This window comes from Microbacterium paraoxydans, assembly GCF_019056515.1.
GTDB lineage: Bacteria > Actinomycetota > Actinomycetes > Actinomycetales > Microbacteriaceae > Microbacterium.
In genome coordinates this window covers 80,518-105,572 of record NZ_CP064874.1, presented here as the reverse complement: position 1 = coordinate 105,572, position 25,055 = coordinate 80,518, and the positions used below count along the sequence as shown (strand labels likewise).

At 66.3% G+C, this 25,055-nt stretch carries 27 protein-coding genes; 17 read left to right on the top strand and 10 right to left on the bottom strand.

All coding sequences use genetic code 11. From position 1 onward, the window contains the following. Window positions 1-65: 65 nt before the first annotated feature. Both IZR02_RS17300 and IZR02_RS17295 read right to left on the bottom strand, forming a co-directional pair. Window positions 66-1,331, bottom strand: a complete 1,266-nt coding sequence (locus tag IZR02_RS17300; RefSeq protein ID WP_217316633.1) for an MFS transporter — start codon at window positions 1,329-1,331, stop codon at window positions 66-68. Beyond that, on the bottom strand, window positions 1,328-2,968 hold the full coding sequence (locus IZR02_RS17295; protein WP_184219691.1) for an ABC-F family ATP-binding cassette domain-containing protein: 1,641 nt from the start codon (window positions 2,966-2,968) through the stop codon (window positions 1,328-1,330). Before IZR02_RS17295 ends, IZR02_RS17300 begins: the two co-directional genes overlap by 4 nt. Window positions 2,969-3,535: 567 nt before the next feature. Here IZR02_RS17295 and IZR02_RS17290 point away from each other — a divergent pair. The 6 genes from IZR02_RS17290 (at window position 3,536) to IZR02_RS17265 (ending at window position 8,041) form a co-directional block, all read left to right on the top strand. Continuing rightward, window positions 3,536-4,717 carry a Cmx/CmrA family chloramphenicol efflux MFS transporter gene (locus tag IZR02_RS17290; protein WP_217316632.1) on the top strand — a complete coding sequence of 394 codons (1,182 nt, stop codon included), beginning with the start codon at window positions 3,536-3,538 and terminating at the stop codon, window positions 4,715-4,717. After that, window positions 4,714-5,715, top strand: a complete 1,002-nt coding sequence (locus IZR02_RS17285) for an IS481 family transposase (protein ID WP_217316631.1) — start codon at window positions 4,714-4,716, stop codon at window positions 5,713-5,715. Before IZR02_RS17290 ends, IZR02_RS17285 begins: the two co-directional genes overlap by 4 nt. Before the next feature lie 90 nt (window positions 5,716-5,805). After that, window positions 5,806-6,492 (top strand): hypothetical protein, encoded by a 687-nt coding sequence (locus IZR02_RS17280; protein ID WP_254385476.1) that lies wholly within the window; start codon window positions 5,806-5,808, stop codon window positions 6,490-6,492. After that, complete coding sequence (locus IZR02_RS17275; RefSeq protein ID WP_045245688.1) at window positions 6,489-6,698, top strand: type II toxin-antitoxin system HicA family toxin; 210 nt, start codon at window positions 6,489-6,491, stop codon at window positions 6,696-6,698. Before IZR02_RS17280 ends, IZR02_RS17275 begins: the two co-directional genes overlap by 4 nt. 13 nt (window positions 6,699-6,711) lie before the next feature. Further along, the gene (locus IZR02_RS17270; RefSeq protein WP_045245690.1) at window positions 6,712-7,107 is read left to right on the top strand and encodes a hypothetical protein; all 396 of its coding nucleotides are present in this window, start codon (window positions 6,712-6,714) and stop codon (window positions 7,105-7,107) included. Window positions 7,108-7,194: 87 nt separating this feature from the next. Continuing rightward, a protein-coding gene (locus IZR02_RS17265) for an IS5 family transposase (RefSeq protein ID WP_438803954.1) occupies window positions 7,195-8,041 on the top strand; the annotation gives its coding sequence in 2 pieces (ribosomal slippage) (window positions 7,195-7,544 and window positions 7,543-8,041; 849 coding nt in all). Here IZR02_RS17265 and IZR02_RS17260 read toward each other — a convergent pair. Together IZR02_RS17260 and IZR02_RS17255 are read right to left on the bottom strand one after the other, a co-directional pair. Further along, window positions 8,022-8,351: a hypothetical protein gene (locus IZR02_RS17260; protein ID WP_026095586.1), complete on the bottom strand. Its 330-nt coding sequence runs from the start codon at window positions 8,349-8,351 to the stop codon at window positions 8,022-8,024. The two genes, IZR02_RS17265 and IZR02_RS17260, sit on opposite strands and share 20 nt — an antisense overlap. 123 nt (window positions 8,352-8,474) lie before the next feature. Then, the gene (locus IZR02_RS17255) at window positions 8,475-9,794 is read right to left on the bottom strand and encodes an ISL3 family transposase (protein WP_425411851.1); all 1,320 of its coding nucleotides are present in this window, start codon (window positions 9,792-9,794) and stop codon (window positions 8,475-8,477) included. Here IZR02_RS17255 and IZR02_RS17250 point away from each other — a divergent pair. From IZR02_RS17250 to IZR02_RS17225, 6 genes are all read left to right on the top strand, one after another. Further along, entirely contained in the window at window positions 9,702-10,343 is a 642-nt protein-coding gene (locus IZR02_RS17250) for a DUF4194 domain-containing protein (protein ID WP_254385474.1), read from the top strand. The genes IZR02_RS17255 and IZR02_RS17250 overlap by 93 nt on opposite strands. A gap of 176 nt (window positions 10,344-10,519) precedes the next feature. Continuing rightward, window positions 10,520-11,104, top strand: coding sequence for a TetR family transcriptional regulator (locus tag IZR02_RS17245; protein ID WP_024476687.1), 585 nt, complete (start codon window positions 10,520-10,522; stop codon window positions 11,102-11,104). 239 nt (window positions 11,105-11,343) lie between these two features. Further along, window positions 11,344-14,787, top strand: a complete 3,444-nt coding sequence (gene mobF, locus IZR02_RS17240; protein WP_254385472.1) for a MobF family relaxase — start codon at window positions 11,344-11,346, stop codon at window positions 14,785-14,787. Between the two features lie 103 nt (window positions 14,788-14,890). Then, complete coding sequence (locus IZR02_RS17235) at window positions 14,891-15,127, top strand: addiction module protein (RefSeq protein WP_024476685.1); 237 nt, start codon at window positions 14,891-14,893, stop codon at window positions 15,125-15,127. Then, entirely contained in the window at window positions 15,124-15,441 is a 318-nt protein-coding gene (locus IZR02_RS17230; protein ID WP_217316628.1) for a type II toxin-antitoxin system RelE/ParE family toxin, read from the top strand. Before IZR02_RS17235 ends, IZR02_RS17230 begins: the two co-directional genes overlap by 4 nt. After that, window positions 15,333-15,911, top strand: coding sequence for a relaxase domain-containing protein (locus IZR02_RS17225; RefSeq protein WP_174524654.1), 579 nt, complete (start codon window positions 15,333-15,335; stop codon window positions 15,909-15,911). The genes IZR02_RS17230 and IZR02_RS17225 overlap by 109 nt, the downstream gene beginning before the upstream one ends. A 154-nt stretch (window positions 15,912-16,065) precedes the next feature. On the opposite strand, the gene IZR02_RS18065 is transcribed toward IZR02_RS17225, so the two are convergent. Both IZR02_RS18065 and IZR02_RS18145 read right to left on the bottom strand, forming a co-directional pair. Next, a complete protein-coding gene (locus IZR02_RS18065) occupies window positions 16,066-16,248 on the bottom strand; it encodes a hypothetical protein (protein ID WP_168212703.1) in 183 nt (60 codons plus the stop codon). A gap of 49 nt (window positions 16,249-16,297) precedes the next feature. After that, window positions 16,298-16,747, bottom strand: a complete 450-nt coding sequence (locus tag IZR02_RS18145) for an aldo/keto reductase (protein WP_024476682.1) — start codon at window positions 16,745-16,747, stop codon at window positions 16,298-16,300. On the opposite strand from IZR02_RS18145, the gene IZR02_RS17210 reads away from it, so the two are divergent. The 3 genes from IZR02_RS17210 to IZR02_RS17200 all read left to right on the top strand — a co-directional run bounded on the left by IZR02_RS17210 (window position 16,629) and on the right by IZR02_RS17200 (window position 18,893). Further along, entirely contained in the window at window positions 16,629-17,078 is a 450-nt protein-coding gene (locus IZR02_RS17210) for an IclR family transcriptional regulator (RefSeq protein WP_084423838.1), read from the top strand. The two genes, IZR02_RS18145 and IZR02_RS17210, sit on opposite strands and share 119 nt — an antisense overlap. A 161-nt stretch (window positions 17,079-17,239) precedes the next feature. Continuing rightward, window positions 17,240-17,962, top strand: a complete 723-nt coding sequence (locus IZR02_RS17205; RefSeq protein ID WP_005054944.1) for an alpha/beta fold hydrolase — start codon at window positions 17,240-17,242, stop codon at window positions 17,960-17,962. Between the two features lie 16 nt (window positions 17,963-17,978). Further along, on the top strand, window positions 17,979-18,893 hold the full coding sequence (locus tag IZR02_RS17200; RefSeq protein ID WP_005054941.1) for an alpha/beta fold hydrolase: 915 nt from the start codon (window positions 17,979-17,981) through the stop codon (window positions 18,891-18,893). Window positions 18,894-19,930: 1,037 nt separating this feature from the next. Here IZR02_RS17200 and IZR02_RS17195 read toward each other — a convergent pair. Together IZR02_RS17195 and IZR02_RS17190 are read right to left on the bottom strand one after the other, a co-directional pair. Continuing rightward, window positions 19,931-20,065 carry a winged helix-turn-helix transcriptional regulator gene (locus IZR02_RS17195; RefSeq protein WP_082802890.1) on the bottom strand — a complete coding sequence of 45 codons (135 nt, stop codon included), beginning with the start codon at window positions 20,063-20,065 and terminating at the stop codon, window positions 19,931-19,933. 45 nt (window positions 20,066-20,110) lie between these two features. Then, window positions 20,111-21,507 (bottom strand): IS3 family transposase gene (locus IZR02_RS17190; RefSeq protein ID WP_370428832.1). Its coding sequence is split into 2 segments (ribosomal slippage): window positions 20,111-21,171 and window positions 21,171-21,507, totalling 1,398 coding nucleotides; the frame shifts between segments, so codons are not numbered across the junction. 279 nt (window positions 21,508-21,786) lie between these two features. Between IZR02_RS17190 and IZR02_RS17180 the strand changes: the two genes are divergently transcribed. Then, complete coding sequence (locus tag IZR02_RS17180) at window positions 21,787-23,022, top strand: IS256 family transposase (RefSeq protein ID WP_046746337.1); 1,236 nt, start codon at window positions 21,787-21,789, stop codon at window positions 23,020-23,022. Between the two features lie 43 nt (window positions 23,023-23,065). On the opposite strand, the gene IZR02_RS17175 is transcribed toward IZR02_RS17180, so the two are convergent. Further along, window positions 23,066-23,350, bottom strand: a complete 285-nt coding sequence (locus tag IZR02_RS17175; protein WP_139833211.1) for a helix-turn-helix domain-containing protein — start codon at window positions 23,348-23,350, stop codon at window positions 23,066-23,068. A gap of 402 nt (window positions 23,351-23,752) precedes the next feature. On the opposite strand from IZR02_RS17175, the gene IZR02_RS17170 reads away from it, so the two are divergent. Next, entirely contained in the window at window positions 23,753-24,046 is a 294-nt protein-coding gene (locus tag IZR02_RS17170) for a hypothetical protein (protein WP_005055297.1), read from the top strand. A 271-nt stretch (window positions 24,047-24,317) separates the two neighbouring features. Here IZR02_RS17170 and IZR02_RS17165 read toward each other — a convergent pair whose 3' ends face one another. Continuing rightward, window positions 24,318-24,971, bottom strand: a complete 654-nt coding sequence (locus tag IZR02_RS17165; RefSeq protein ID WP_005055300.1) for a GNAT family N-acetyltransferase — start codon at window positions 24,969-24,971, stop codon at window positions 24,318-24,320. Window positions 24,972-25,055: the final 84 nt, after the last annotated feature.

Below are 25,055 nucleotides of genomic sequence, written 5' to 3'. Positions count from 1 at the left end.
AGAACTCCAAGCCGAGTCAATTCCTTCCAGGACGCTAACAATCAGGGACGCAGTGCGGCGCTGGGTCAAGTGTCCAGGGGGTGTCTCGTCTCGACGTCCCGCATGCGTCCGGCTAGAAGCGCGACGATGGCGAGCAGCGTCGGCGCGACGCCGGCCACGATGAAGATGGCTGGTATCGGCACGATCAGCGATAGGGGCCCGGCGATGGCGATCGAGACGGGCATGAACGCGATGGAGACGAAGAAGTCGAGACTGGCGACACGGCCGATCATTTCGGGTGGCACGAGGCGTTGAAGCAGTGTGCCCCAGATCACCACGCCGGCTCCTGTGGCAGCTCCGACCGCGAACAGTGTGGCGAGCATCACTATTAGGTTGTTGGCGAGGCCGATGCGCACGAGCGGGAGGGTACCGCCGCCCCAGAGGCCGATCATCAGTGTCAGGTATCGCCGGGGCAGTTTGAGTGACGACACGATGAGCGATCCGATGGCGCCTCCGATTCCGTAGGCGGCGAGTAGTAGTCCGAACGTTGCTTCGGCGTCGTCGAATCGGTCGCGGGTGAGGAAGGGGAGAAGTACCTCGATTGGGCCCTGGATGATGAGCGCGAGGGATGATCCGAAGATCAGGGTCCATAGCAGCCAGCGGGTGCGGGCGACGTAGCGGACCCCGGCTTTGAGGTCGCCCCACACGCTCGTGCGTTGCTGCGACTGTTCCGGTTCGGTGGTTTCCTCCCGGCGGCTGAGGAACAGTGTGATGACGAACGCGACTGCGTAGGACGCGGCGACGATGACCGCTCCGATGGCGGGGAAGAACGCCCCGACGATGATCCCTCCGAGGGCGGGTCCGAGGCCCTGCCCCATCGAGGGCCGGAGAGCCCCTTCGAGCCCGTTTGCGGCGAGCAGTTGTTCGGGCGGTAGTACTTGGGGGAGGTAGGCGCTGTAGGCCGGGTAGAAGAACGCACTACCCGCGCCCATGGCGAACGAGGCGAGCCCGACATGCCACAACTCGATCGCGCCCGTGAGGGACAGCACCGCGACGGCGGCCATGACCGCCGCGGTGAGTCCCTGCACGGTGATGATGATCCGCCGCTTCGAGAAGCGATCGGCTACCACCCCGCCGAGGACCGAGAAAGCGAAGAGGCCGAGGCTGAGCCCGGTAGCGACGGCTGACAGGGCAAGGGGGCTGTCGTCGAGTGCGAGCACCTGAAACACCATGACGATGGTCCACATGCCGGTGCCGAAGACTTCGATACCGACGGCCGCGAACAGCAGCCGGTAGTCGCGGGTAGCGAGAGGGCGCAGCGCCCGCAGCCGGTCGGGAGTCTCGCGGGTCATACGAGCGCCTCGCTTTCGGTCGTAGCTTCCAGTTGCAGTGCCGGCCAGCCTTCGACGTCGCGGAGAAGCTGCCGGTCGTGGGTGGATACGACAACAGCCGCTTGGGTGGCGTTGAGCGCGTCGGTCAGTTCGTCGACGAGCGCGATCGATAGGTGGTTGGTCGGTTCGTCGAGCAAGAGCACGTGCGGCTTGGTGGCGAGCACCAGGGCCAGCTCGAGGCGCCGTTGCTGGCCCATCGACAGCTCACCTATCCGCTTGCTCGATTCGCGGGCGCGCAGGAGCCCGAGCTGCGAGAGACCGACTGCCTCACGCGATGGAACGAGCGCGTCGACGTGGGCTGCGTAGAACTCGCTCGCGCGACGATCCAGCGGCAGCTCCGACTCTTGGCGCAGAAAAGCGAGCCGCACGTTCTGCGGGCGACGAACGGTGCCGGTGTCCGGGCGGAGGTCTCCCGCTGCGACGCTCAGCAGTGTGGACTTGCCGGCCCCGTTGGGTCCGGTCACTACGAGACGCCCGCGGTGTGACAGAGAGAACGCCGCCGGGCGCGTAAGCCTGCCGGTCACGGTCACGTCCTCCACGCTCAACAGCACCGCTCCGGTTCGGGTCGCAAGCTCCGGGAAGCGAAACACTTGCGGCGGCTCGGGAACAGTCACCGCGTGCGCTTCGAGTTGCTCCTGCCGGCGATGCACGCTCTGCACGAGCCCGCCCGCGCGCGTGGCCCGTCCGTGCTTGTTGGTTCCCTTCTCTGGTCGCCACCCCGAGACGAGTCGGTTCTGCGCCGAGCTGAGACTGTCCTGCAGCCGCGCGAGCTCGGTCTGCTGTCGCTCGAATTCGTGCTCCCACCGTTCGCGCTCGGCGCGCCGGCCCTCGCGGTAGCCGGCATAACCGTTGCCGTACACGCGCACCCGGTCATCCGGGGTCGGGTCGAGGTCCACGATCGTCTCCGCGACGTCGGAGAGCAGCGCGCGATCATGGGTGACGACGACCACGCCGCCGTTTCGCGACCGCAGTTGCGTGGTCAGAAACTCGAGGCCGCTTCGATCGAGGTGATTTGTGGGTTCGTCGAGGAGCAGGAAATCGTCGTCGGCGCCGAGCAGGCACGCCAGACGGACTCGATAGCGCTGCCCGACGGAGAGGTCGTCCAGGCGCCGGGATGGCTCCGTTTCGGCGTCGAGTGCTTCCAACGCGATCTGCACCCGCCGTTCGGCATCCCACGCATCGAGGACTTCGGCGTGTTCCAATGCGGCGGCGTATCGTTCTTCGGCGCCGGGGACGCCTGCGGCGAGTGACACCGCGGCCGAATCGAGGGCCGCAACGGCGGCGAGCGGCTGCGCGATCGCTTCCGCGACCGCCTGGCCCACTGTGCGGTTGCCGCCGGTCGGCATCTCTTGTTCGGCTATGCCGACCGTCCCGAGTCGCTGCACTACTCCGCTGTCCGGGGTGAGAGCGCCGCTGAGGACGTGCAGGAGCGTCGACTTCCCCCGGCCGTTCTCGCCCACGATCGCTACTCGCGAGGTGGCCGTGACCGTGAGGTCGACGTGGCTGAGGACGGGGGTGGCTCCGCGCGTTACGGAGACGTCGGAGGCGATGAGCTGCGCGCGATGGCGCGCTGGTAGAGGGGTGTTGAGGGAGAGCATTCGTATCCTTCGGAAACGACGCACCGCACGGCTATGAAGCGTGCGAGGGTGCGCAAGGTGACGGCGACCCGTGCAGGGTCGAGAACGAGCGGCCGCCGCAGGCTCGGATGACTCAACGAGCGCGGTAGGCCTTACTCAGCCGTCACAGGAAGTACAAATGCACATTCCGAGTGTATCGAACGACGTGATCAGAGCAACCACCGAAGAGACTCCGCCTGGAGTTTGTGGCTCTCGTCAGCGGGACGCGCCTGCCCGGAGATCTCCGCAACAGAGGAGAGGTACAAGCCCACCACACTCGGCGGACGACGATCTGCTAGCTGTTGCTGGCCAGGAGGTTGTTGACACTTCTTGGGGCTGGCGGCGCAGCCAGGTAAGGTGAGCGGTATGTCGAGCCCTGAATCGGACACTCAGGGGCTTTCGGTCACGCCGTCAGCCCCTCACCTCCGCTGAGCCCTTAGCTCTCTGTTGCCCAGTGCTGCGCGCAGCACGGCATCCGGGTGCCCTCTGGGCGCTGACCGTGGTGACGAGACGTTCTCTTGTTCGTACTCTCGCTTCGGAGCTATCTCGATGCCTTTCGCTCTCTATCTTCTTGCCCTGGTGGTCTTCGCCATGGGTACTTCCGAATTCATGCTCGCCGGCCTCGTGCCCGACATCTCCACATACTTCAGCGTTTCCGTGGGGACCGCTGGTCTCCTGACATCGGCGTTCGCCGCAGGGATGGTGATCGGTGCACCGGCGATGGCCGCGCTCACTCGTCACCTCCCCGTGAAGGCGACACTCCTGGGTTGCGCGATCGTATTCGCGCTATCCCACGTCGTCGGGGCACTTACGCCGGATTTCACGGTTCTGTTCATCACGCGCGTGATCGCGGCGATCGTGAATGCAGGCTTCCTGGCGGTCGCTTTGGGTGCGGCGACGAGACTCGTAGCACCCGATGCCAAAGGGCGGGCCGTGGCGGTTCTGCTGGCGGGTACCACCGTCGCCACCGTCGCCGGCGTCCCCGCCGGTGCACTGCTTGGAACGGCACTCGGCTGGCAGTCGACGTTCTGGGCGATCGCTCTTCTCTGCGTCCCCGCTGCGATCGGCATTGCCGCGGGCTTCAACACTCAAGTTCACGACTCGTCAAGGGAGGAGTCGTCCTCGACCTCGCTGCGTGTGGAACTGGCGCAGCTGTCCTCGCCGCGCCTCGTTCTAACGATGCTGCTCGCTGCCCTGGTGAATGCCGGCACCTTCGCCACGCTCACCTATCTCGCGCCGATCGTTACGGACACCGCCGGCCTGAGCCAGTGGTGGGTACCGCTGGCCCTTGTGCTCTTCGGCGTCGGCTCCTTCATCGGCGTCACCGTTGCGGGACGACTCTCGGATGCCCGACCCAGGATCGTCATCGTCGGTGGTGGCAGCGTTCTGGTGCTCGGGTGGGTCGCGCTGGCCCTCTTTGCAACGAACCCCGTTGCCCTGCTCGGGCTCGTATTCACTCAGGGTGTGGTGGGGTTCGCCGTCGGGAGCACGCTGATCACACGAGTGCTCTATGCCGCGGCGAGTGCACCCACCATGGCAGGGTCATACGCGACAGCGGCACTCAACGTTGGCGCGGCCGCCGGTCCCGTGCTCGCCTCCGCCGCACTCAGCGTCATGCCGGGCGCGCTCGGACCCGTTTGGGTAGCCGCGCTCGCGACCACCACGGCACTGCTGCTCGCAGTTCCGCTTATTCGGCTGATTGCACCCGTCGAGAGCGAGGTGGTCAAGTGACGCACGCAAATTCGCCACTGACGGTCGAAGGTCGTCGTCGACTCGTCGCGCGCTGTCGGACTCGACCTATTTCTCATGTTGCCGCAGAGATGGGGATCTCCCGCGCGACCGCCTCGAAATGGGTCAACAGATACAAACGATTCGGGAAGCTCGGTCTACAGGACCGCTCGTCGTCGCCGATCCGTCAACCATCTGCAACGCCTGGCCGCCTCGTGGAGCAGATCGAGTCAATGCGACGAGAACAGAAATGGCCAGCGTCCCGTATCGCATTCGAGCTCGAGCAAGCAGGAACACCGGTCAGTCGTCGCACCATCACCCGGCTCCTCGCGCAGCTGGGCCTGAACCAGCGCAAGTATATTGACCCCAACGGCGAGTTGAATCGGGAACCGCAACGCATCACCACCAAACGTCCCGGCCACATGGTGCACCTGGACGTGAAGAAGGTCGGTCGTATCCCTGATGGCGGCGGGTGGCGTGTGCACGGCAAAGGCAGCGAGAAAGCCAAAGCTGTCGCACGTCAGAAGACCCGGGGTACGAAGACTGGGTACGTCTACCTGCATTCGGCCATCGACGGGCACACCCGACTCGCGTACACCGAAGCGTTGCCGGACGAGAAAGCCGCCACTGCCGTCGCGTTCCTCGGACGTGCAAGAGCTTGGTTCGCCAAGCACGGCATCGCCGGGATCGAGCGGGTCGTGACCGACAACGGTTCCTGCTACCGATCCGCAGCTTTCCACGACGCAGTCGGGAACAGTCGACACCAGCGCATCACGCCATACACGCCTCGACACAACGGCAAAGTCGAGCGCTACAACCGGATCCTCGCCGAAGAGTTTCTTTACGCGCGCATCTGGCGCTCAGAAGCCGAACGCGCTGCCGCGCTCGAAGTGTGGAACCGGCACTACAACTATCACCGTCCCCACGGCGCTCACGACGGGCAACCGCCCGCCTCTGCGACACCGACGCGAGTCAGCAACGTCATGGCCTCATACAGCTAGCTGTCGCTCAAAGGCATGAGCGGATCGACGCGTGCTTGCGAATAGCGCAACCCTCAATATTGACTCTCCGCCGGTCTCGGAGGCCGTGTGATGGGCGAGGGCACCTCCGCTCCCCTGGTCGCAGCGATCGAACGCACCTGGGCCGCGATTCAGCAGCGCCACAGCGACGTGCCGGAGGTCGTCGTTACCCTCGCGTCCGGTCGCACGGTCAAGGGCGTGAATCTCGGCCACTTCGCCCCCGATCGGTGGGTGCGTGGTGACGAGGTGGTGCACGAGTTGTTCATCGGCGGTGAAGGACTCTCACGCGGCGGCGTGGACGTGCTCGGCACACTTCTGCACGAAGCCGCCCACGGCGCCGCGAACACGCGAGGAATCAAAGACACCAGCAGACAGGGCCGCTACCACAACGCAGCTTTTCGGAGCATCGCAGAGAGCTTCGGTCTGACGCTCGAGAAAGATCCCCGCATCGGATGGTCAGTCACCACCGTGCCCACGGGAACCGCCGAGACGTACGCGGCCGAGGTTGCGCAGCTCACGGCGGCGATCACCGCCTACCGTCGAAGCGAATCGCCTGACGCGGAGGGCAAGACCAAGAGCAACAACGGCCGCACGGCCGTGTGCAGCTGCAGCCGCAAGATCCGCGCATCCAACGCCGTGATCGACGCGGGCCCGATCCTTTGCGGCCTGTGTGGCACCGAGTTTGAAACCGAAGAACAATACCAAAAAGGCAAGACCCCCTTGACTTGCGGGCAAGGGGGGTCTAGACTAGACTCATGAAAGCACAGCGAACGCGAGACGTGCTGAAGCACCTGAAGAGCATCGGCTGGGTCTATCTGCGCGATGGTCAGGGTAGCCACGAACTATGGGGCCTGCCCGACGAGTCGCAGAAAGCCTCGATCCCGGCAGGGCACAAGGAAGTCTCAGCGGGCGTGCTGCGACAGATCGAGAGGGCCGGGGCGACACTCCCCCAGGCCTGGAAGTGAGAGGGAGGACGCGATGACACAGACATTCGCCGTCAGCGTCGAGCGCGAAGGCCGTTGGTGGGTGTTCGAGATCCCCGAACTCGGCACCGGAGGGCAGGCAGCCTCTCTCGACGAGGTAGATCGCGAGGCCCAGGGTGTCGCTGCGATGTGGCTCAACGTCGACCCCGCCGAGGTGGCCGTCACCGTCGACGTGCGCGCCCCTAAGCAGCTGCTCGACGAGTGGGCACAGGCGGAGAAGGACGAAGCTGAGGCGCGTCGGGCTCAGGCCCGCGCCGCGGAGCGTCGCCGCGCCGTGGTAACCGCGCTCAGGAACGAGAAGTACTCCGCCCCCGACGTCGGCCGCGTACTCGGGATCAGCAAGCAGCGGGTTTATCAGATCGAGAAAGCCAAGGCGAAGGCCTCCGCCTAGGGCGTGTTGATCAAGAGGTTCCGCTCCTCGGTGGGTGAGTCTTGAACGGTGACGCGACAGGAGATCTCTGACGAGGTGTGGGCCGTGATGGAGCCGTTGATGCCGACGGTGACCGGTCGGTCGCGGCCGTGGACGGATCACCGGCTCGCTATCGAGGGGATGGCGTGGAAGTACCGGACCGGTGCGCCGTGGCGTGACGTTCCGGAACGGTTCGGGAAGTGGAACTCGATCTACAAGCGGTTCAACCGGTGGGCCGGGGACGGCACCTGGCAGAAGCTGCTCACCGAGGTGCAGAAGCAGGCCGACGCCGCTGGGGAAATCGACTGGGTCGTCTCGATCGACTCCACGATCGCGCGCGTGCATCAGCACGGCGCGACCCTCGCCCGGGACACAGGGGGCTGTGCCGAATCACAAGAATCCGTGGTCCGAGCCGCCTGATCACGGGATCGGACGCTCCCGCGGCGGGCTGACGACCAAACTGCACCTGGTCTGCGACGGCCGCGGCCGGCCGCTGAGCATGATGATCACCGCCGGGAACATCAACGACACCACGATGATGAGCGCGGTGCTGGAGAACATCCGCGTTCCCCGCGACGGGAAGGGCCGCCCCCGCACCCGCCCCGACCGGGTGCTCGCCGACAAGGGGTACCCCTCAAGGGCGAACCGCGCCTGGCTCCGCGACCGGAGGATCGCGGCGACCATCCCCGAGCGGGACGACCAGATCGCGCACCGCCGCAAGAAGCCGGGCCGGCCGATCGCTTTCGGCGACAAGCAGAAGGAACGCTACAAGGGACGCAACGTCGTAGAACGCTGCTTCAACCGTCTCAAGCAGTGGCGCGGCATCGCGATGCGCTCGGACAAACTCGCCCTCAACTACCGAGCCGCCGTCAGCCTCGCCGCGGCGCTGATCTGGATCAAGACCGATCTCCGCTGAGCGCTTCGCGCTCCTGCAGCGTGCGCTCAAGCTGTCCCACCGTCGGCGCACCCGCAAAGCCGCGCTCGGTCAGATAGACCCTGCACGCCAAGTCGGCAGTGTTCCCCTGGGACGGGAACAAGTCCTGACCGTCCAGAAGAATCGTGGGCGAGCCCGCGAAACCAGAGCTCACCGCCTCAGCCTCGGTGCGGATCAACACGAACTCCACCGGAACATCGCCCCGTCCGATCGAGTCGAGCACCAGCCGTACTCGATCGCCCGCCTCCTGCCAATTCGGGCAATCCTCGATATGCAGCACCTGGATCTTCACACGCCCATTCTCCCGCGCAACTCGCGGCGGCTGGCCACCCCGCACCTTCTTGATCAACACGCCCTAGCGCTGGGCCCCTCTCCCCCGGTGCCGGCAACTGGCTCTTCGGACATTCGGTGGGGGTCATGGGGTGAGTCCGCCGGCGGCGAGGAGCATGCGGAGCCGGTAGTTGTCGCGGTTGCGGAAGCCGCGGGCGAGGCGGCGGTGCAGCTCGATGATCCCGTTCACGGCCTCAGTGCCGCCGTTCGATGATCGTCCGGTCGTGAAGTAGGCCAGGAACGCGGCTCGCCAGCGGCGGAGGGTGCGGCCGAGGCGGGCGATCTCGGGGATCGGGCAGGTGTGGAATGTGTCGACGACCTTCTCCGCGATCTGGCGGCCCTCGGCGAGGTCCTTCTGGTGGTAGGCGGAACGCAGTTGCTGGGCGCACTGCCATGCGACGAACACCTCGTCGTGCGCGGGGTCGGCCTCGATCGCTGCCGCGAGCCTGGTCCGCTGCTTCTCGGTGAGGTTCTCGGCGCCGGCGCGGAGGATGGTCTGGATCCCGTAGAGCGGGTCGCCGGTCCGACCGCGATGCCCGAGGGTGTCCTGCTGGACGCGGCGGCGGACCTCGTCGACGGCGGCGGTGCCGAGCTTGACGACGTGGAATGCGTCCAGCACGGCCGTGGCGTCTTCGAGCTGGTCGTCGATCGCGGTCTTGTAGCCGGCGAACGGGTCAAGAGCCGCGACTTTCACGTTCTGCCGGAACGCTTCGCCGCGTTCGGCGAGCCAGGACGCGTAGGCCTTCCCGGAGCGGCCCGGCACCAGGTCGAGCAGCCTGGCCCGCGTCTTCCCGTCCGCGTCGCGGCTCAGATCGACCATCCCGGTAAGCTCCTTCGGACCGCGCTTGCGGGGGTCGACGTGATGCCAGATGTGCTCATCGACACCGAGCGTGGTGACGTTCTCGAATCGGGACTCGTCGGCCGCGAGCCGCTCCAACTCAGGCTCGACAGCGCGCCACACCGTCTTCCACGACGTGCCGAGCTGACGGGCGATACCGTGCACGGTGGCGTGCTCGCGGCGCAGCTGCCCGATCGCCCAGCCGACGGCGCGCGTGGTGATCGACCCGCGCCGGGCGACCAGACCCGGGAGCTGCTCCACGAACGTCCGCCGCGCGCATCCCACCTCGTCGCACCGCCAGACCCGCTGCCGCCATACGATCCGCACCCGCGTCGTCGCGGGCACATCATGAAGCACCCGTCGACGGCGTCCGCGGCCGGTCGCGACGACCCCACACGAGGGGCAGCCGGTCGGCGCCGCTGGCGTCGAGACCGTCACCACCAGCAGCCCGTCGCGACGGTCGACGCGCTCGACATGGACATCGGGAAGACCCAGCAGAACGTCGCAGCGGGAACACGGATCAGCGGCAGAGCGCGCGGAAGCGCACCCCGAAGTAGGGTGAAGCACGTCGAGGTCCTCGTGAAGATCAGACAGTTAGCGCTACTGATCCTCGGGGACCTCGACCCCTACCCGCCGAACCCCACCCGGCAAGCCTCACCCCCACCGAATGTCCGAAGAGCCTTCAAACGGCAGATCATGGAGGAGGACACTCCCCGCATCCTCCGCAAAGATCGCCCGCTCAGTCGCGACGCCTCGTTCCTGCTCATCTTTCTCTGCCAGGAGTGCGCCCACGCCGACCCCCAGGACGAGCTCGTCGTGGTCACCCGGGCTCAGATCGACGAGTTCCTTAGCGCCTACCGCCAGGATGACGACGGCGACCAGGCGAAGTTCGATCGTCGCGTCACCGCCGCCATCCGGCAGCTGCAGGATCTGCGGCTGCTCAACCAGGACCCTGACGCCGACTACCTCTACACGATCTCGCCAGTCGTGGTACCTCTTGTCGGTGTCGATGAACTGACGCGGCTGGAAGCGGCATACCGGCTCGGGGCAGGCGCCACCGCAAATGACGGGAATGGCACCGAAAACTCAGCCCAGCTCCTTGACGAGGAGTCCTGATGCTAATCAATGGGCAGTTCCGCATCGAGAAGGTCCAGGTCCTGAACTGGGGCGGATACTCCGACCTACAGGTCATGCATGTCGAACGTGCCGGCACCGCGATCCTCGGACCGTCCGGACGCGCGAAGACGCAACGTGAGCGTTGGGTTTACCGCACGAGACGGGAGGTGGGAACGATGGGCTGGGATGTTGAGGGCAGGAAGCGCCGCATCCTCGACGCGGCGGTGGCCGAGTTCGCCGCGCACGGGCCGCACGGCACGACCATCGAGCGCATCGCCAAGGCCGCCGGGGTGAACAAGGAGCGCGTCTACACGCACTTCGGGGGCAAGGACAGACTTTTCGCCACCGTACTGCGCGAGGAACTGGCGAAGGTAGCCCGCGACGTGCCCGTCGAATCATTCGCAACCGAGGACGTGGGCGACTACGCCGGGCGCGTCTACGACTACCACCGCGAGCACCCCGAACTCGGCAGGCTCATGCGCTGGGAAGGGCTCGTCTTCGACACCGAAGTACCCGACGAGGCCGAGCGGCGCGAATACTACGGATACAAAGTCGCCGCCATGACCGACGGACAGGCCAAGGGCACAGTAACGAGCGACCTCGACGCCGACCACCTGATGTTCCTCGTGCTCTCACTCGCCGGATGGTGGTCAGCGGTACCGCAGGTCGCCCGCATGATCACCGGAGCCGAGAGCGACGCCGAACACGCACGCCGCCGTGCCTCCGTCGTCACCGCTGCCCGAAGACTCATCGGGCAGTAATCAGGTCACGAAGTTCGCCGAGAAGACTAGTCACTTCATCGAACCGAACTCCGAAAGTTCCCTCGAACTTTGTGACGCCAACTCTTGCCAGCGACACTCTGTGCGACGCTCTCGCGCTGACGCTCGGCTCCATCAGTCATCTGCCCCCTATCTCAGTGAGGCACGTATTTTACGGCGGGGCCGTAGTGCGCACCTCTCTCACGAGACGACTCGTGAGGGAGGCCAGAGTGAAGGGTGGAGTGAAGCTGTTCCACGGCAGCGGTGCTGCCGCGCGCGCCTATGTCGAGGCCGACCGCTCCCGCGCTGACGAGTACTACCTCGGCGCAGACCAGGCCGTGGCCGAGTACGCCGTGATCGACGCGACCGGCGAGGTCACCGCTGCTCGGTCGCTGTCGGCGGATGAGTACGAAGCCTGGGTCGATTGGGTGAACCCGGACACCGGGGAGTCGATGGGTACCCCGCGCAAGCCGGGCAAGGTGCGTCGGGGGTCGCCGTTGTTCGCGGAGATGACGATCAACGCGCCGAAGAGCCTGTCGGTCGCCGCCGCACTCCACCCGGACGTGTCCGAGGCGTTGGACGCGACGCAGCGGGATGCGGCGCGGGAGATTCAGCACTTCCTTGGTCAGCATTCGGTCACGTTGGCGGGGCCGCGCGGCGCGCAGGAGGTGCTGCCGGTCGAGCACATGCAGACCGTCGCGATCACGCACAAGACGAGTCGTGCGGGTGATCCGCACCGGCATATCCATTTCCAGATTGGCACGAGGGTGTGGGCGGGCGGGAAGTGGCGGGCGCTGACCACGGCGGCGTTGTTCCAGCAGCAGGGCGCGATCCGTGCTCTCGGTACGGCGGTGATCGCCGCGCACCCCCAGCTCGCCGCCACGCTCTCCGAGCATGGCCTGACCCTCGACCCCGTAAGCGGTGAGGTTGTGGAGTTGGAGCCGTTCAACGCCGTCATGTCGAAGCGGTCGGCGCAGATCAGACGCAACCTGGAACGCATGGAGGCCGAGTGGCAAGCGAAGCATCCCGGCGAGACGCCCGGCCCGGTGTTGACCGCTCGGATGCAGGACGCGGCGTGGGCGTTCCAGCGGCCCGGCAAGAAACCGGCGGACTTGAAGAACGAGCAGTGGTGGCAGCAGGAACTCCGAGACGCCGGCTACCACCCCGAGAGCTTGCAGCACCCCGACACCGTTGCGCCGGCATCGCTGGATGACCTCAGCGTGCAACAGGTCGCCAGTCGTGCGCTGGATCGCTGCGCGGCGGCTGCATCGACCTGGGCACCGCACACCGTGCGAGAGCACGTCACCCGCATCACCACCGAGGCAGGCGTGCAAGCGACCCCGGCGGAGTTGCGCGAGTTCATCGACCTCGCCACCGGACTCGCCGCCTCGGATTGTTTCTCGGTGCTGCCGCCGGGCATGGTGCAACCCGAGCACGTCGCCCACCTCACCAGCCTTGGCGTCGTCGCCGCCGAGACCGCACTCCGCGACCAACTCACCGCCGCGACGCCGGAACGGGAGCCGAAGCACCCCGACGTGACCGACGCTGCGCAAGCCGCCGGACTCGACACCGGGCAGACCGTGGCCGCCGCTGCCGTCGCCTCGACCAACCCGCTCGTGATTGTCGAGGGCGCGGCGGGCGCAGGCAAGACCACCATGCTCGGCGTCGCCATCGAGGTTGCAGCCGAGCACGGGCGATCCTCGCGGGTGGTTGCGCCGACGTTGCGTGCGGCGCAGGTCGCCCACGAAGAACTCGGCGTGCCCGCAACCTCCGTCGCGGCGCTCGTGTATGCGCATGGGTGGCGGTGGAACGAGGACGGCGTATGGACACGCCTCGCACCCGGCGACACCGACCCTGCAACCGGGAACATCTACACCGGCCCACCAAACGACGCCGTGCTGTCGCGGGGTGAGCGGGTGATCGTGGACGAAGCGGGGATGCTCGACCAGGACACCGCCCTCGCTCTGCTGACCGTCACCGCCGAGGCAGGCGCGTCGGTCGCGTTCGTGGGCGACCGGGCGCAGCTCCCGGCGGTCGGGCGCGGCGGGGTGCTCGACATGGCCGCCCAGATTCGTGGCCGTACCTACGACATGACCGAACTCCACAGGTTCACCGATGCCGAGTATGCGGCGTTGACGTTGGTCATGCGTGACCGGGAGCACCCCGGCGACGTGTTCGACCGACTCGCCACGATGGGCCTCGTGACCTTGCATGCCGACGAGGAAGCGGCCCGCGAGCACATCACCGCCCACGCCCACGACGGCGAAGCGATCACCGTCGCCACCAACGACGAGGCCACCGAGCTGAACGAGCACATCCGCGCCGGGCGGGTCGAGCGCGGCGAGGTCGACGACACTATGACGACGACCGGCAGCGACGGGCTGAGCATCGGCGCTGGCGACCTGATCCAGACCCGGAAGAACAGCAGCGACCTCGGCGTGGCAAACCGGCAGCAATGGATCGTGCAGCATGTGACCGACGAGGGCAGCGTCTACGCCCGCGAAGTCAGCGGCGGAGGCAAGCACAGCCGCACCGTCGCCCTCCCCGCCGAGTACGTGAGCGAGTGGGCGCACCTGTCGTATGCCGCGACCGCCTACGGCGTCCAAGGCGCAACCGTCGATGCCTCCCACACGGCCTTGTCGGAGGCGACGAGCGCGGCAGGCGTCTACGTCGGCATGACGAGAGGCCGCCAACAGAACCAACTCCACGTCGTCGCCGCTGATATGGCGGATGCGCGGGCGCGGTTCGTTGAGGCGATGGAACGCGACCCGGCAGACCGTGGCCTCGACCACGCCACCGCCCAAGCCATCGACGCCGTGCAAGGCCTCGTCAGCGATGGCCCCGTGCAGCTCATCACCGAAGAACTCGCCCGCCTCACCGCCGAAGCCGAACGAGCCGAACGTGCGGCGGAACGCTGGGAGCAGACCGCTGCCAGGTTCGACGCCCAGCGCGCAACACACAAGACCGAGGACGACGAGCACGCCGACGTGCTCCGCCACGCCGAGGACGAGGCGGCGCGCATCCGTGCCGAAATCGCGGAACCGTTGACGGTGCAGGCCGAGGCAGACGGCACCACCTATCTCGATGCTGTCGAGCGCGAGGCCGCCGCAAGCAGCCGACTCGCCACCGTCGGCAGGCTCGGCAGGCGCAAGGCCCGCGCGGAGCACCGCCAGACGAGCGAGCACACCCGGACGGTTCGGGCACGGGTGCGCGAAACATGGGGCGAACCACCCCGCACCACCGACACCCTGCCCGAGTGGGCGGCACGACAGGCCGAGCGTCGCGCCGAGGCCGATCCCCGCGTGATCGACGCCGCCCAGCACGTCGAGGCCGCGCGAGCCGACCGTGACGAGTTGCGGCAGCGGCACGAGCAGGAACGCCGGGCGTTGCTGGTCAGCGAGTACGGGCCGCAGGCGGTGATGCGCCACCGGGTCGGGATGCGACTGCCGAACCCAGCACAGCAAGCAGGACAGGCGCACCAGCAAGCCACCGCGCTCCGAGCCGAGGCCGACTACCTCCGCGCGCTACCGATCCGCGACGCCGCCGCACGGATCGAAACCACCCGCGCCGAGCACGAAGCAAGGCAGCAAGCACTCGCCGAACGCGAACGGCAACTCCGCGAGCCGACCGAACGCGACCCGCGGCGCAACGACCCGCGACATGACGGGCCAGCACGCGGCCTATGAGCATCAGCAGCACGTCGCGTCGGCGTGACGTTCACAGCAGCCCCGCAACCCGAGCCACAGACGCCCAGCGCGATTGTCGGCCGTTCGACGTACACTTGAATACATGACACCCGACACCGCAACTCTGATCCGAGACGGCCTCGCGCTCGACGCCGATCAGCGCGCGGTCGTCGCTAACGCCCTGCTCGAAAGCCTCCATGATGCAGACGACGAGAGCGAGGTCGATGCAGCCTGGCGTGCCGAGGCTACCCGGCGACTGGCCGAGGTGCGTGAGGGTGCGGTCGATCTGGTGGATGCCGACGAGCACTACGAGCGTTTGCGCGCCTTGCTCACCGCATGACCTTGGCCCAGCGAGAGCACCCCGAGGCCGTCGCGGAGTTCGACGCCACCGTGCGCTGGTACGAAGACCAGGAGCCAGGGATCGGCCTTGCGCTCATCGACCGAGCAAGGCAAGCCCGGAAAGACCTCGACCAATGGCCGAACGCCGCCCCACCATTCACGACCGCTGACGATGGCACCGTGATCCGCAGCAAGGCCGTTCGCGGATACCCGTACCGCATCGTCTACACGGTGGAGCCGGACACGATCCTGATCCTCGCCTACGCCCACGAGCGCCGCGAACCCGGCTACTGGCTCCACCGGCTGAACGACTGAACAGCACGCCGCCGGGCTCATGGCTCGGATCGGGTCTCGCGTACATTTCTGGCGCCGTCGAACCCGGTGGTGAGGTCAGCGAGGAGCAGCTCCGCCGTCTCATGGGGCACGGCCAGGACCCCAACACGAGCGAACAGTTGGGTCGTCCGTACCGCCGATTCGCAAGCACTGCCGAGCGAGTTGCCCGTCGGCTTGAGAAGCTTCCCGAGACCCTCGCTCCCGCTGATAGGGGTGCACAGGTGGCGTTGATCGAGGCGGAAGAGGCAGGGAAACCGACGGGTGTGTTCGGCGAAGTCGGTGAGGCGGGCGAGGTTCTGTCGGGTCTTGACGGCGAGGTAGCGGCCGTTGACTTTCCGGTCTTCGTTGATCTCAAGCAGGGCTTCGGCGGCATGCTGGCGGACGTAGGGGTCTTCGGCGTCGTCGGCGGCGATCTGTGGCCCAGACTTCGCGAATTCGGGCAGGGGTACTAAAGCCCACCCCCTGTTCCCGATCGGGCACACTGCAGAACTTACTCTCTCCCTCGCCGCCATCTGCAGTGCACGCGACTTCGCGATGGTTTGGACGCGGCTGTCGAGCGAGCCGAAGGTGAGGCGAGCAAGGCAGATCGCGCCTACGTTCGAGCCATCACCTTCGCCGCCGGTCAGTTGCTTCGCGCAGTCGCCGAAGTCCACCGGGCAAGCCTGGCGAGCCGTATTCGTCGGCGGTCTCGAGGCAGCGGTCGTGTGTGCAGCGCATGATGGCGGAGAGCCGGTCCTGCGTGTAGTCGAATGTCCAGGAGCCGCGCGAGGCGTTCTGCTGCGTCTCCAGAGCGCGCTGAATTTACCAGATCGGTGACGATTTTGGTGTTCTTGGTGGACTAATGACCGTTCTCGGGCAGGTCAGAGTCCCGCGCGGCGGCTTCGCCGTTGTCGAGGGACGCAAGCGTGGCCATCTGGTCGGTGCTAAGGCGGAAGTCGAAGACCGAGAGGTTCTCGACCAGGCGTTTGGGGTCTGACGATCTCGGCACCGGCACGAGGCCCTGCTGCACGTGCCAGCGGAGCACCACCTGTGCCGCCGTTCGTCCGACGTCCGCCGCGATCTGCACGATCGTCGGGTTCTCCCGCAGCTCGGGCCCGCGGCCGAGCGGGCTCCAGCTCTCGGTCACGATACCGAGCACCTCGTGCGCGCGTCGAGGAACGGTACGGGCGATGTCGGGGCTGAGCTGGATCTGGTTCACGTCGGGCACGACCCCGGTCGCGGAACCGACGACGGCGGTGCGAGTCGCTTCACGGTTGGGCAAGGAGATGCCGGCCCATTGCACCTCCACGGGAAAGGTTCTCCTGGCGCAGCTCCCGCGAGAACAATTGGACCGTCTCTACCCCGACGAGCAACTCTCACAGGTGACTCCGCAGTCGATCCGTACCAAGACCGAGCTCCTCGCACAACTGGATCTTGTCGCGAAGCAGGGCTATGCAACGAACCGGGAGGAGAGCGAGGAGGGCGTGGCCTCGGTGGCCGTGGCCGTTCCCTCGGCGAGCGGGCTGCGGTTGGCGATCAACGCATCTGCCCCGGTGTTCCGCTTGCCTCCCCGCAAGGTGAAGACCCTCGTCGCACTCCTCGATGAGGCAGCCGTACGTCTGGCCGACCTGACCTCCTGAAGGCTCGTCGTCTCTTTCCCCTGCGACCTGGTGCAGGGGTCGTTCGGCGCGTTCTGAAGAGAGCTCGAGCCATGCTGGACTGTTGGCGCCGCGCAAGCTATTGTGTCTTCTAGTTAGGAACAAGTTCTGCTCAGCAGATAAATATGCGAAGAGGATGATCAATGCAGATCGTACTGGTGCACGGCGGATGGGTAGGCGGCTGGGTGTGGGACGGCGTCGCCGACGAATTGCGCAGAATGGGGCACGAGGTGATCGCGCCGACGCTGCGCGGTCTCGAAGACGGTGACGTGGACCGCTCCGGCGTCACGATGAGCATGATGGCGCGCGATCTGATCGATCAGGTAAGAGAGCTCACCCAGCTCGACATCGTGCTCGTCGGTCATAGCGGCGGAGGTCCGCTCATCCAACTCGTCGCTGAGGCGATGCCCGAGCGCATCGGCCGGGTCGTCTTCGTCGACGCCTGGGTGCTGCGCGACGGCGAGACCATTAACGACGTGCTCCCCGATCCGTTGGTCGCAGCGACGAAGGCGCTTGCGAGTCAGTCCGACGACAACACCATCGTCATGCCGCCTGAGCTCTGGGCCGCGTCTATGCAGGACATGTCCCCGTTCGAGCAGCAGCAGCTCGCCGCGCTCGAGCCGAGGCTCGTCCCAGCGCCGGCAGGCTGGTCCGATGAGCCGATCCGCCTCGACCGGTTCTGGGCGAGCAGCATCCCGTCAAGTTATGTGTTCCTCGCTCAGGACCAGGCCGTTCCCGCTGAGATCTACCAGGCCGCGGCCGGGCGGCTTGATAGTCCGCGCACGATCGAGATCGACGGAAGCCATTTGGTGATGCTCACGCATCCGGAGAGGCTCGCACGGGCCCTCGACGCCGTCATTGCCTAACAGGCCTGGGGAAGCTATGGATTCGATTTCACGCCCAGACGACGTCGCGCCGATCTCGTACACCGAACTGGCGCCGTCGGGTGCGCCTGCTCGGTGGATCGTCCTCGTGCACGGGGGTGGTGCCTCGAACGAGTACTATCTCGAGACGCCCGACGGCCGACAGGGCTGGGCGGCACGATTCGTATCGCATGGCTACGGTGTGCTGGTGGTGGACTGGCTGGGGTTGTCCTATGAGGCGGCCCAACACGTCGATGATCGTGCGGCGTCTGCGCGGCTGGACTATGAGAGCGTGTGCCGAGGGATGGGCGTGTTCCTCTCTGGTCTCGGCCGGAACGTCGTGCTGGTCGTGCACTCGATGGCAGGTCCGATTGGCTTCCGCCTCCTAGAGACGCATGGCGATCTCATCGACGGGCTCGTAGCCGTCGCTCCGGGCCCGCCTGGAAATATACAGGCGGTGCCCGAGATCGTGAGGGAGTCCGACCAGGAGGTCTCCATCCGTGGAGCGGCCATCGACTGGACCATCCCGAAGATGGGTTTCTGGGAACCCACAAGCGCCTTCGTGAACGACAAGGCCATCGGACCCAGCCGGCGGTTCCCCCGCGAGTGCATCGAGGTGTTCCGCCGCACCCTTCGGCCGATCCCGGCCCGGATGCTTTATCAGCGTCAGAACATCGGTGGGAGCCAAATGAGGATCGGGCCGACCGACGCGTTCACGAACAAGCCGATTCTCGTCTTCACGGGTGGAGCCGATACCGACCACCCCTCGCAGCTGGATCAGGACATCGTGGCCTGGCTCACCGATCAGGGCGCCGCCGTCACCTTCTGGTCGTCCGAACTGCCTCTTCTCGCTGGGAACGGCCACTCGCTGATGGTCGAAGACAATAGCGACGAGATCGCTGACGAGATCGCGCGGTGGATCACGGCGCTCTGACTCGCCACCGTATCGTCCCGGCCATTATTTCAGCCGACCCGACGTCCCCAACAGCGGAGGAGAACGCCAGTCGTTTCCTTCGTGTCACTCGAGGGAACGCTGTGCCAGCTCGTTGCCGACTACGACTTGGTCGATCGGGCCCTTGCTCGAACTCCTCATTTCATACGTCTGGCGATGGACTCAAGGGAGATGTTCGCCGACGGCCGCGTGCAACTCCAGGTCATCGGTGGACAGCTGAGGCGTCTGCCACGACGCATCGAGACGATCGGTTCGCAGCTCGAACGGAACGTTCGGGCTGAGCATAAGGATGTTCCGAGACCTCCAGGAACGCGGATGGATCGGTTCGTTGGTCGGGGAGCTGACGACCACCCTGGTTGGCGTGGCGCTTATCGTCGCTGCGGTGCTACTTTCGGTCTCGGGGGGTGGCCCCCAGCTCGCCCCGACGTCGCACTCCTACCGTTCCTAGGGGCGGGGTGGTCGGCCTCGCGGGCAGGCTCCTCGTGCTGAGGCCGCTGCGCACCTCCTTGATGCGCACCACGCTGATCGCCGGATCCTGGCAAACTATCCCGCGACGCGAATTCGCAGGGGGTGTCGGCGCGACTTTCGATCGACGTACAGTGCCGTCCGTTAACAAACGATCGGTTCGTGCGACCGAACTGTCGAACGCCTGTGCATCGCTGCGGCGAGTTCCTCATGGCGCAGTACCTGGGTTTCGCTTCCGGAAGAAGATTTCACGAACCCCAGCGACACGGTGTTGCGGTGACGTTCGACGAAAGAGAAGAAGGATGGCCCGGCGAATCCCAATCGCGCGAAGTCTCGCCTTCGAAATGACAGAAGCGCTCCTGTGCTCGCGCGTCGGTTACTTCGCACCTTCTAGGTGTGACGTTATCAATTAGGGTGATGACGACCGGTGACGGGTACCGGTACCTGCTGAACTCTGTCGTGTCCGGTGACGGCGACCGCGACGCCTCGTCTGTGTTGACGCGGTATTACGCGGAGGCCGGGACTCCTGGCTCGATGTAGCGCCGAGGGGGTCGCTACTGGTCGGTTCCGACGTTGTGTTCAACCCAGTCGCGCAGATGCTTCAACGGGGCGGCTGCGCTGTGTCCGAGGTCAGTAAGTTCGTACTCCACGCGAGCGGGAACCTCGGGGTAGACGGTGCGAGTGAGCAGGCCGTGGTCTTCCGGAAAGTGTCAAGGCGGGTGAGACAGATTCCGTCAGGCGGTCTGTATGAGGGCCTCCTGTGAGGGCTGGTTGATCCAGGCGGCCTCGGGCAGCTTGGGCGCCTGGGGTCGGCGGTGGCCGAAGCGCTCGGGACGGGCGGCGTAGGCCGCGTCCAGGGTGGCCTGGCGCTGGGCGCGGACCTGCCCGGCGGTGCCGAAGTGGACGCTGGCGGGGGTGTGCAGCCCGATCCCGCAGTGGCGGTGCTCGTGGTTGTAGTAGGCGAAGAACTGCTCGGCGAACGCGCCGGCGTCGGCCAGGGACCCGAAGCGCTCGGGGAAGACCGGGGCGTACTTCAGCGTCTTGAACGCCGCCTCGCTGTAAGGGTTGTCGTTCGACACGTGCGGGCGGGAGTGCGACCTGGCCACCCCGAGGTCGACGAGCAGCTGAGCGACCGGTTTGGAGGTCATCGAGGTCCCGCGGTCGGCGTGGATCGCCTCCGGCACGCCATGGATGCCCATGGCGTGCTCGAGCAGGTTCTTGGCGATCTCGGCGTCCTCGCGGGCCGCGATGGTCCAGCCCACGACGAACCTGGAGAAGATGTCGAGCACGACGTACAGGTCGTAGTACACGCCCCGCTCCGGCCCCTTGAGCTTTGTGATGTCCCAACTCCACACCTGCCCCGGCGCCGTCGCGACGAGCTCGGGCCGGGTCCGGGGCGGGTGGCTCGCCTGCCGGCGCCGTTCCCCGGCCATGTCGTGCTCGCGCAGGATCCGGTGCATCGTGGACATCGAGCACAGGTAGGTGCCCTCGTCCAGCAGCGTGGCCCAGACCTGGGCGACCGACTTGTCCGCGAACCGCTGGCTGGTCAACACGGCCAGCACGTGGGCCCGCTCGGCGGCGGACAGCTTGTTCGCCGGTGCCGGCCGCGGTGTCCGTGGACGTGGCGGTGGCGGGTTCTTGGCCCGGTAGTGACTGGCGCGGGAGCGACCCAGCAGCGCGCACGCAGCCGCGGTGCCGACGTGCTCGGCCAGCCCGTCGACGGCCGGGTTGATCACCGCGGCGACCGCGGCGGCTTGTCCGCGCTCTCGGAGAGCGTCTCCAAGAGCGCGTGTGCTTTTCCCATCAGGTCCAGCGCCGCCCTGGTCTTGGCCAGCTCGGCCTCGGCCTTCTCCGCCCGGGCCCGTAGCGCCTGCAGCTCCCGCTCGCGCCGGTCCCGCGGCTTGCTGCCCAGCCCGGACAGCGAGCCGGCGGCCGCGGCCTTGCGCCACTCGATGATGTGGGAGGTGTACAGGCCCTCCCGGCGCAGGATCTCCCCACGCCCAGAGCGGTCCGCGGCGTCGTACTCGGCCAGGATCGCCGCTTTGAACTCGGCGGTGAACGTCCGCCTCTTGGGCCGGTCAGCACGAGGAGCCATAGCCCCATCATCGGTGCCGACGTCAGCAACCGTCATCGTCATCTCAGTATTGGTCCGTTCTCGCCCCGTGCAGTGCGAAGGTCAGCAGTGCTGGTGTCTCACCCCATCCTGACGCACAGGGGGCGGCTGGACGATCTCACCGAGTGGGCGCATGGTTTCACCGGCCGGGCCCAGTCGTTCCCCGGCTACCGGGCCTGGAGTCCCGCGGGGTGGTGGTCTTTCGGGCCCGCGGCGTCGTGACCGCGACGGGGTGAGCCATCGTGCGATGGTCAGTGAGAACGACCAAGAACTCACACAGAAAGACGACACCGCACGATGGCTCTTGACCAGTCTGCCCTCCTCGAGCTGCTCGGGGAACTGAAGCTCACCGGCACCACCGACCGCATCCGAGCCGCGACCGAGCGGCTCTACCAGGAGCTGATCGACGCGGAGACAGCCGCATTCATCGGCGCCGCCCCCTACGAGCGCACGAGCGAGCGCACGACTACCCGCAACGGTTCCCGGCCGCGGGTGCTGTCGACCACGGCTGGGGATCTGGAGTTGCGGATCCCGAAGTTGCGGCAGGGGTCGTTCTTCCCGTCGCTGCTGGAGCGGCGCCGCCGGGTCGACCAAGCCTTGTTCGCGGTCGTGATGGAGGCCTACCTCCACGGCGTCTCAACCCGGAAGGTCGATGACCTCGTCAAAGCGCTCGGCGCTGACACTGGCATCTCGAAGTCCGAGGTGTCCCGCATCTGCCAAGGGCTCGACGCCGAGGTCGCATCGTTCCGCGACCGCTCGCTGTCTGACATCGCCTACCCCTACGTGTTCCTCGACGCGACCTACTGCAAGGTCCGCATCGACCACCGTGTCGTGTCCCAGGCGGTCGTCGTCGCGATCGGCGTCGCCGCTGACGGGCGGCGGGTCGTGCTGGGCTTCGATGTCGGAGACAGCGAGACCGAGGAGTTCTGGAAGCAGTTCCTGCGCTCGTTGAAGACACGAGGTCTGGGCGGGGTGAAGCTGGTGATCTCCGACGCCCACGCCGGACTGAAGAAGGCCGCAGCGACCGTGTTGCAGGGCGCCGCCTGGCAGCGCTGCCGCGTCCACTTCATGCGCAACGTCCTGACCGCCCTCCCGAAGGGCCGGCAGGAGATGGTCGCCAGCGTGATCCGCACGATCTTCGCCCAACCCGACGCCGAGCACATCGATGCCCAGTTCGACGAAGTCGTGCGCATGATCGAGCGCGTCCACCCCAAGACCGCCGTGATGCTCACCGACGCCCGTGACGACATCCTCGCGTTCAAAGCGTTCCCCGCCCGGCATTGGCGACAGATCTGGTCCACGAACCCGCTGGAACGCCTCAATCGGGAGATCAAGCGCCGCACCGACGTCGTTGGCGTGTTCCCGAACAACGCCGCCCTGCTCCGCCTGGCCGGCTCCGTCCTCGTCGAGCAACACGACGAATGGGAAGCCGCCGACCGCCGCTACTTCTCCGAAGCCTCCATGACCGAGCTCACCGCGACCACCCCCACCATCGACGAGGCGGTGATACTCCCCGAGATCACCGCCGCCTAAACTAACGACAGCTGATCATCGCAACGAAGCGAAAGACCACCACTCAAACGGACGCGGCCGATTCCAACGCGATGTGCAGCACCGTGTCCGTACTGACTTTGAGTCGGTAGACCGCTCGCTCAAGCCGCAACCGGCGCAGGTGCGCTTTCGGGTTCTCACCCACGACCGCACGGAAGACGCGGTGAAAGTGATGCGGCGAAAGACCAGCGACCGCCGCGATCTCGGCGAGGGTCACCGGCTCCTCGAGACGCTCCTCCATCCAGTGAAGTGCCCGGCTCACACGTTCCGCATGCCGCTGAGCGGTGAGTGGAAGGACGACTGAGGACACGCTTCGAATCTACGAGCGCCGGTCAGTCGGCGTCTCGACGTTTTTTGCGAATCCCACCGAAGCGACTCGCCCCAATGCCCCGAAAGGTCCATATGGACATCGCGTAGACATCTCCCCTGCGAAATGGACAACTCGGAGCGTGACATCTGTAGGAACCGGCTGACGATGAACTGCTGTCGGTCGTCAGAACTGGTCTGCGAGCGCCCTCCGCTGCGCATCCCAATCGAAGTCCTCCAACGTTTTGCGAGCCGGTAACCCGGCGGCCTTGATCCGCAGCTCTGCGCCCGAAGCGTTGCGCGCCGTGGTCTTCCGCGTGAAGGAGCCTGAGTGGGACACTTCTTCTGAGGGCCACCTGTAGGGATCGCTTTGGGGTCGTCGACCGCGCATGAAGGGAGAACCGTGATGACTGGGGATGAAGTGTTCGACACGATCGCTCACGAGATGACTGCGCTTGACGGTGTGTCACGGAACCACCGCGGCAGTCTCATCGTCTCGGGAAGCAGCAGTGGCGCCGTGCGCGCCATGACCAGCGGCGGGCAGGTGGTGGTGAAGCTTGACCCAATGCGCACGGCGGCTCTCGTTGACGCCGGCGTCGGGACACACTACAAGGGTCAGAAGAACGCGTGGCTCCAGCTTCCGGCCGACCTCGACTTTGATCACGTGCGCGGTCTCATCCTCGAGGCGCTGACTGCATGAGAAACCCTTCTTGATTGATGGTCCTGTCCCCTGGTGTGGTGGAGGATCCGGCCGGGTTGTCTTCGTCGTAGACGTTGGTGAGCCATCGTGGTGATAGTCAGTGAGGGCTCGTCGGATCTGATCGACGCGGGAAGCGACCGTGTGGATCGTTGCCGCTCCGCACGATCTCACCACGGAGCGCACCGCCCGCCGCAACTGGACCCGCCCGACGACGCTCGCCACCTGGCCGGGGAGGTCGACCTGAAGGTTCCCAAATACCCGGGGGCGTGACTCACGCCTCGAGGTTCTCGGTCCCGACGAACGCGTTGTGACGCCAATAGATGTTGTCCCGGAAGTGCGCAAACCCGACGCTTTCGTACGACGCAGCGACCTTCTTTCGGGAGCGCCGAAACTCGATCTCGGACAGGTGCTCCCACGGCACCGGTTGCGCGCGGAGAACGATGAGAGTCTCCCTCCCCGTGCCGGTCACCGTCTCCACCAGCGTCGTGAGCAGACGTGGACCAAGGCGCTGACCCCGGTACGGTGGCTCCACAAAGACGCCCTCGACGATCACGAGCTGCGACACCTGCTCGCCAACCAGCGGATCGCGGGAGTCGAGCCACTCGAAGACGTTCTCATCACCGAGAATCGACTCGGTGATCTCGAATGCTTCGCCGCCTACTTGATCGAACACGTCAACGACGTCACCCACCCGGTCGAGGTCGACGGTGTACGCAGTAGCGCGCGCGATGACACGACGCTCCGGCTCCCCCTCGTCGTCGTCATCGAAGATGTACAACGTCGCGTCAGCGGAGATCTTCGCGACGCCCGACGGCAACTCCGTCCAGTTCACGGAGTCCGGTACTCCGACCAGTGGCCGCGTGACCTTCACAATGCACTCAATATCCGTGAGGTCCACGTCAAGTCGCGCAACAACAGCAGACATACTCACCCCTTCAACAACGGATACGCGGCAACGGCATCGTGCCGACAATACCCGGGCGCTAGCCGCGATCCAGCAGAGAAGCTG